Raw genomic sequence first — 6449 nt, forward strand, 5'->3', positions numbered from 1 at the left:
GGCCACCCCGATTCCGAGTACGACCTCGACCTCTACGGCGGTACCACGGACCCCGACGAGGCCGCCGCCATACTCGCCGAGGCCCTCGTCGGCGACCTCGCCGACCCGCACCCGGGCAGCGACAGCCGCCGCTCCACCACCGTCCTCGCCCAGCTGCTCGGTCCCTTCCGTGCCGTCCACGACCGCTTCCCCTCCGTACCGGAGCTGCGGCAACTGCTCGACGGCGCCCCCGGACCGCTGGCCGCGCTGCGCAAGGCCCTGACCGATGCCGGGCAGGCCCCGCTGCTCAGGGAGCTCGACGCCCGGGAGCGGCAGATGGCCCATCCGGGCGACGTGGGCTCGGTCCTCGCCGACCGGATCGCCCTGCTGGACCGACCCGCGTTCGCCGCCTTCTTCGACACCTCCGGGCAGACCCGGCCGTTCTCGCTGCGGGCCCTCGACCACCCGGTACGGGTCCGCATCGACCTGCCCCAGCGCGGCCACGCCGACGCCTCCCGGATCCTGGCCCGGCTGGTGCTGGCCCAGTTCACGACCTCCGTGACGGCCCGCGAGGACCGGTCGCTCTTCGCCTGCCTGCTGCTCGACGACGCCACCGGGGTCGTCACGCCGGAGGCCGTCCGGGGCATCCAGCGGCTGCGCAGCGCCAACGCCGGCACGGTACTCACGCTGCGCACCCTGGACGACGTGCCCCGGCCGCTGCGCGGTCCGCTGCTCGGCGCCGCGGGCTGCCGGATGGCGCTGTCCGGGCTCACCCCGTGGGACGGGCAGGACTTCGCCGAGGTGTGGGGCAAGGAGTGGACGGAGACCCGGGACGTCACCGACCGGCAGATCATCGCCGAGACCCCGGCCGGCAAGGCCGTGCACATGCTGCGCCGGGTCATCACGGGCCAGGCGCCCACCGCGCGCGCCGTCACCGTGCGGCAGGTCGAGCGGGAGCGGTGGTCGGCTTCCGAGTTGGCGCACTCTGTGCCGCCGGGGCACGCCGTGCTGTCGTTGACCACCGTGCAGGGCGAGCACGCGCCGCCGTTGCTGGTGGATCTGCGGGGGTGAGAGGCGGGCGCGGGGTCGTACGGTGAGGCAGAATCTGGGTGGGCCGTTCATACACGGCGGCCAAAAGATCACCGGGATCGACGGATCTCCCTCACCGTGAAGGCCCCATGCCCCCGACTCTCGCCTCGCTCGTCCACCACTCCGCGCTGAAGCTGACCGTGCGCGCGGGCGAGGACCGCCTGGACGTGCCCGTCCGCTGGGCGCACGTCAGCGAGCTGGCCGACCCGGTGCCCTACATGGAGGGCGGCGAGCTGCTCCTGATCACCGCACTCAAGCTGGACGCGGAGGACCCGGAGGCCATGCGGCGGTACGTGCGGCGGCTCGTGGGCGCGGGGGTGGTCGGGCTGGGGTTCGCGGTCGGGGTGAACTACGAGGACGTCCCCGAGGCCCTGGTCGGCGCCTGCGCGCAGGAGGGGCTGCCGCTGCTGGAGGTCCCCCGCCGCACCCCCTTCCTCGCCATCAGCAAGGCCGTCTCCGCGGCGATCGCCGCCGACCAGTACCGCGCGGTCACGGCGGGCTTCGCCGCCCAGCGGGAGCTGACCAGGCAGGCGCTGAACGCCGGCCCCGAGGGCGTGCTCACCGTGCTCGCCGCCCAGGTGGACGGCTGGGCCGCGCTGTACGACGCCTCGGGCGCCGTCGTGGCCGCCGCGCCCGAGTGGGCCGGCCGGCGCGCGGCCCGGCTCACCGCCGAGGTGGAACGGCTGCGGGAGCGGTCCGCGCCGGCGTCCTCCGTCGTCGGCGGCCCCGAGCACGAGGACCGGGTGGAGCTGCACAGCCTCGGCACCGGCCGGCGCCCGCGCGCCGCGCTCGCCGTGGGGACGGCCGCCGCGCTGGGCACCGCCGAGCGGTACGCCGTCCACTCCGCCATCGCCCTGCTGACCCTCACCACGGAACGCTCGCGCTCCCTGCAGGCGGCCGAGCAGCGCGTCGGTACGGCGGTGCTGCGCATGCTCCTAGCCGGGGAGCCCGACCACGCCCGGGCGGTCGCCGGGGACCTGTACGGCGGGCTGCTGGACGCCCCGTTCCGGATGATCGTCGCCGAGTCGGGGCCGGGGTCGGGGCCGGGTGCGGCGGGCGAGCCGCTGGGCGAGCTGGCGGAGGCGGTGGAGTCCGCCGCGGCGCGCGCCGGCGAGGCCGTGCTCGTGGTGCCGGAGGGGGAGCGGCTGGTGGTGCTGGCCGCGGACGAGGGCGCGGCGGTGGCGGCGTGCGCCGCGTACGCGGCGGCGCGGGAGGCCGAGCGCGCGGGGGCCGAGCAGGGCCGGATCGAGGAGGACGTGCCGGTCGTCGGTCTGTCGGCGCCCGCCGGTCCGATCGCGGCGGCGGCGGCCTACAAGCAGGCCGAGCAGGCGCTGTCGGTGGCGCGGCGGCGGGGCCGGGTGTTCGTGGAGCACGAGCAGCTGGCCGCGGGCTCCGTCCTGCCGCTGCTGGCCGACGACGCGGTGAAGGCGTTCGCCGACGGGCTGCTGCGGGCGCTGCGGGAGCACGACGCGACGGGCCGGGGGGACCTGGTGGCCTCGCTGCGGGCGTGGCTGTCGCGGCACGGGCAGTGGGATGCGGCGGCGGCCGACCTGGGGGTGCACCGGCACACCTTGCGGTACCGGATGCGCCGCGTCGAGGAGATCCTGGGGCGCAGCCTGGACGACCCGGACGTGCGGATGGAGCTGTGGCTCTCCCTGAAGGCGACCTCCGCGGAGTAGGGGGCGGCGCCGAGTAGGCCAAACAGTAGTGCCTGGTCGGCGCAGTGCTACGACTCGGACAAACGACCCCCGGCCGCCGCCGACCTACCGTGGACCACGGCAAGCAGCACACCCCCAACGCGGAAGGGCCGGGACTCGTACATGACTTCCACCCATGCCTTCTGGCTCGCCGGCCGCCAGGTCACCGGCGAGGACACCTTCGACGTCACCTCCCCGTGGGACGGCCGTCTCGTGGGCAAGGTCGGCGTGCCGACCGACGCCCAGGTCGAGGAGGCCGTGGCCGCCGCGTACGCCGTCCGCGACGAGTTCGCCGCCACCCCGGCGCACGTCCGCGCCGCCGCCCTGGACCACGTCAGCAAGCGGCTGGCCGAGCGCACCGAGGAGATCGCCCAGCTGATCTCCGCTGAGAACGGCAAGCCGATCAAGTGGGCCCGCGGCGAGGTCGGCCGCGCCGTCTCGGTGTTCCGGTTCGCCGCCGAGGAGGCCCGCCGGTTCAACGGCGGTGAGGCCCAGCGGCTCGACACGGACGCCGGCGGCCAGGGCCGGCTGGCGCTCACCCGCCGCTTCCCGAAGGGTGTCGTCCTCGGCATCGCGCCGTTCAACTTCCCGCTGAACCTGTGCGCCCACAAGGTCGCCCCGGCGATCGCCGCCGGCGCCCCCATCATCCTCAAGCCGGCCCCGGCCACCCCGCTGTCCGGTCTGATCCTCGGCGACCTGCTCGCCGAGACCGACCTGCCGGCCGGGTCGTGGAGCATCCTGCCGGTGCCGAACGACAAGATGCCCGCCCTCGTCCAGGACGAGCGGCTGCCGGTCATCTCCTTCACCGGTTCCGAGAAGGTCGGTTACGCGATCATGGACTCGGTGCCGCGCAAGCACTGCACGCTGGAGCTGGGCGGCAACGGCGCCGCGGTCGTCCTCGGCGACTGGGCCTCCGACGCCGACCTGGACTGGGCCGCGACCCGCATCGCGACCTTCTCCAACTACCAGGGCGGCCAGTCCTGCATCTCCGTGCAGCGCGTCATCGTGGACGCCTCCGTCCACGACCGCCTGCTGCCGCGCATCGTCGCCGCCGTCGAGGCCCAGGTCACCGGCGACCCCGCCGACGACAAGACCGATGTCGGCCCGCTGGTCAGCGAGGACGCCGCCCGGCGCGTCGAGGCGTGGGTCAAGGAGGCCGTCGAGGCCGGCGCCACGCTGCTCACCGGCGGCGACCGTGACGGCGCCTCGTACGCGCCGACCGTGCTCACCGACGTACCCGCCGGCTCCACCCTGGCCTGCGAGGAGGTCTTCGGACCGGTCCTCACCGTGCAGAAGGTGGACGGCGAGGCCGAGGCGTTCGCCGCGGTCAACGACTCCAAGTACGGCCTCCAGGCGGGCGTGTTCACCCACGACCTGCAGGTGGCCTTCCGCGCCCACCGCGCCCTCGAGGTCGGCGGTGTGGTGATCGGCGACGTTCCGTCCTACCGCGCCGACCAGATGCCGTACGGCGGCGCCAAGCAGTCCGGCGTCGGCCGCGAGGGCGTGCGGTTCGCGATGGAGGACTACACCTACGAGCGCGTACTGGTCCTCACCGGTCTCGCGCTCTGACCTGTCACGGACAGGCCGAGAACGGAACGGCCGCAGCCCACTGTGCGGGGGCTGCGGCCGTTCTCGTCCCCGGACGCGCTTGGGCGGGCCCTCAGTCGCGGAAGCCGACGTGGGCGAGCCGTAGCGGGCCGTGCAGGCCGAGGTGGACGTCGTGGACGCCCCCGGCGGTCAGGGCGGTGGTCAGGGTGGTGTAGGTGTAGGCGTCGGCCGTGGGGGTCCCCAGGGTGAGGGCCGCCAGCACGGGGCCGCCGTCCAGGGCGATCTCCAGGGTGCCCTCGCCCGCCACCCGCGCGGTCACCTCGCGCACGCCCGCGCCGAAGTCGCAGGCCCGGTAGACCAGTTCGGCCCGGCCGTCGCGGGCCGGGGTCACCGCGTCGCCCGCCGTGCGCGTCCGGTCCACGATCGCGGTACCGGACTGCTCGTCGAAGTCCGCGCCCCGCAGGCCGCGTCGGAGCACGGGGCGGAGGGCCGGGGGCGCCCCGTCCAGCTGCACGGTGGTGCGCAGCCGCACATCCTCGCTCGAGGCGCCCACCAGCAGCTCGTACGGGCCCCGCTCCAGGCGCCAGCCGCCCAGCCGCACGTCCCAGAACTCCATCGCGGAGAGCGGGACGTCGAAGGAGACGGCGGCCGTCTCACCGGGGCCGAGCGTGATCCGGCGGTGGGCCAGCAGTTCGCGGCGCGGCCGGGGCACGGACGGGTCCACCGCCCGGCCGTAGAGCTGGACCACCTCGTCCGCCGTCCGCCCCCCGGTGTTGGTGACCATGCAGCCGACCCGCACCGAGTCGTCCGCCACCCGGGCCGCGAGGCCGGCGTAGCCGAAGGACGCGTACGACAGGCCGTGGCCGAAGGGGAAGAGCGGGGTGCCCTCGAAGTACAGGTAGGTCTGGCGGCTGCCGATCACGTCGTAGTCGAGGAGGTCGGGCAGGTCGGCGTCGGAGGCGTACCAGGTCTGGGGCAGCCGGCCGGCGGGGGAGACGTCGCCGGCCAGCACCCGGGCCAGGGCCGTGCCCGCCGCCTGCCCGCCGTGCGCGGTCCACAGCGCGGCCGGCACCCGGGCCGTGTCCACCGCGTACGGGTACGCCGACACCAGGACCAGGACGGTGCGCGGGTTGGCAGCGCGGGCCGCGCGCAGCAGCCGGCGCTGGTGCTCCGGCAGCAGCAGGGTCGTACGGTCCTCGGTCTCCCGGCCGTTGATGTGCGGGTCGTTGCCGGCCGCCACCACCACGACGTCCGCCGCGGCCGCCGCCCGGGCCACGGCGTCCTCGCCCCGCTCGACGGTCACCACCTCGAAGACGTCACCGGTCCCGGCAACCTCCGCCCCGTCGGCGGCGACCCGGACATGGCGGCCCGTGCCCAGATGCCTCAGGAGGTGACCCCCGCCGTGCGGTTCGAGACGGAAGGTCTCCTGGACGACCCAGCCACCGGGCTGGTCGGCGGAGGCGCGCAGACGGCCGTCGTCGGCGACCGAGAGGTAGCGGCCGTCGGGGGCGCGCAGGGTGAGCACCCCCTCGCCCCAGTCGGCCAGCGCGAACTCGGTGCCGGTCGCGTCGGCGGTGAGCGGCGGCAGGTCGGTGCGGCCCGACAGCAGGGCGGGGTCCAGCGCGCCCTCGGTGCCGCGCGCCCGGTCGGGGGCGTCCGCCGGCGGCACGGACAGGAAGGCGCCCGCCGCCGTCCGCAGCCGGACGCGGTCCACGCCCTCCGCGAACTCCACGCGCTCGGCGCCGAAGCGTTCGTACACGCCCTCCAGGGGGGTGGAGCGGTGCAGCAGGGTGCCGCTGTACCAGTCGAGTTTGCACTCGTCGGCGAGCAGGCCGACGACCGCGATCCGGGTGTCCGGGGCGAGCGGCAGCAGGCCGTCGTCGTTCTTCAGCAGCACGATCGCCTGCTCGGCGGCCTCCCGCGCGAGGGCCCGGTGGGCGGGGGTGTCGAACTCGCCGGTGGCCGCGTGCGGGTCGTAGCGCGGGTCGAACTCGCCGAGCCGGTAACGGACGGAGAGCTGGCGGCGGACCGCGGTGTCGAGGTCGGCCCCGGTCAGCAGGCCCTGCTCCAGGGCTCCCTTGACCCGCGCGGTGACGAGCGAGGCGTCCGTGCCGTGGTCGGTGAAGCTGTCCACGC

General features: G+C 75.4%; 4 protein-coding genes. 3 read left to right on the top strand and 1 reads right to left on the bottom strand.

Translation table 11 applies throughout. The annotated features are described in order from the left end of the window. From IE312_RS39740 to IE312_RS12740, 3 genes are all read left to right on the top strand, one after another. Positions 1-1050: ATP-binding protein (locus IE312_RS39740; RefSeq protein WP_229899616.1), on the top strand; the 1050-nt coding region annotated here is incomplete at its 5' end. 107 nt (positions 1051-1157) lie between these two features. Further along, positions 1158-2747, top strand: a complete 1590-nt coding sequence (locus IE312_RS12735; protein ID WP_189981227.1) for a PucR family transcriptional regulator — start codon at positions 1158-1160, stop codon at positions 2745-2747. A 141-nt stretch (positions 2748-2888) separates the two neighbouring features. Beyond that, positions 2889-4334 carry an aldehyde dehydrogenase family protein gene (locus IE312_RS12740; RefSeq protein WP_189981229.1) on the top strand — a complete coding sequence of 482 codons (1446 nt, stop codon included), beginning with the start codon at positions 2889-2891 and terminating at the stop codon, positions 4332-4334. Between the two features lie 91 nt (positions 4335-4425). On the opposite strand, the gene IE312_RS12745 is transcribed toward IE312_RS12740, so the two are convergent. Then, positions 4426-6449 (bottom strand): glycoside hydrolase family 3 protein (locus IE312_RS12745; RefSeq protein WP_229899618.1); only part of this gene is annotated, 2024 nt, incomplete at its 5' end.

The organism is Streptomyces capoamus, assembly GCF_014654935.1.
In the GTDB taxonomy this organism is placed as follows: domain Bacteria; phylum Actinomycetota; class Actinomycetes; order Streptomycetales; family Streptomycetaceae; genus Streptomyces; species Streptomyces capoamus.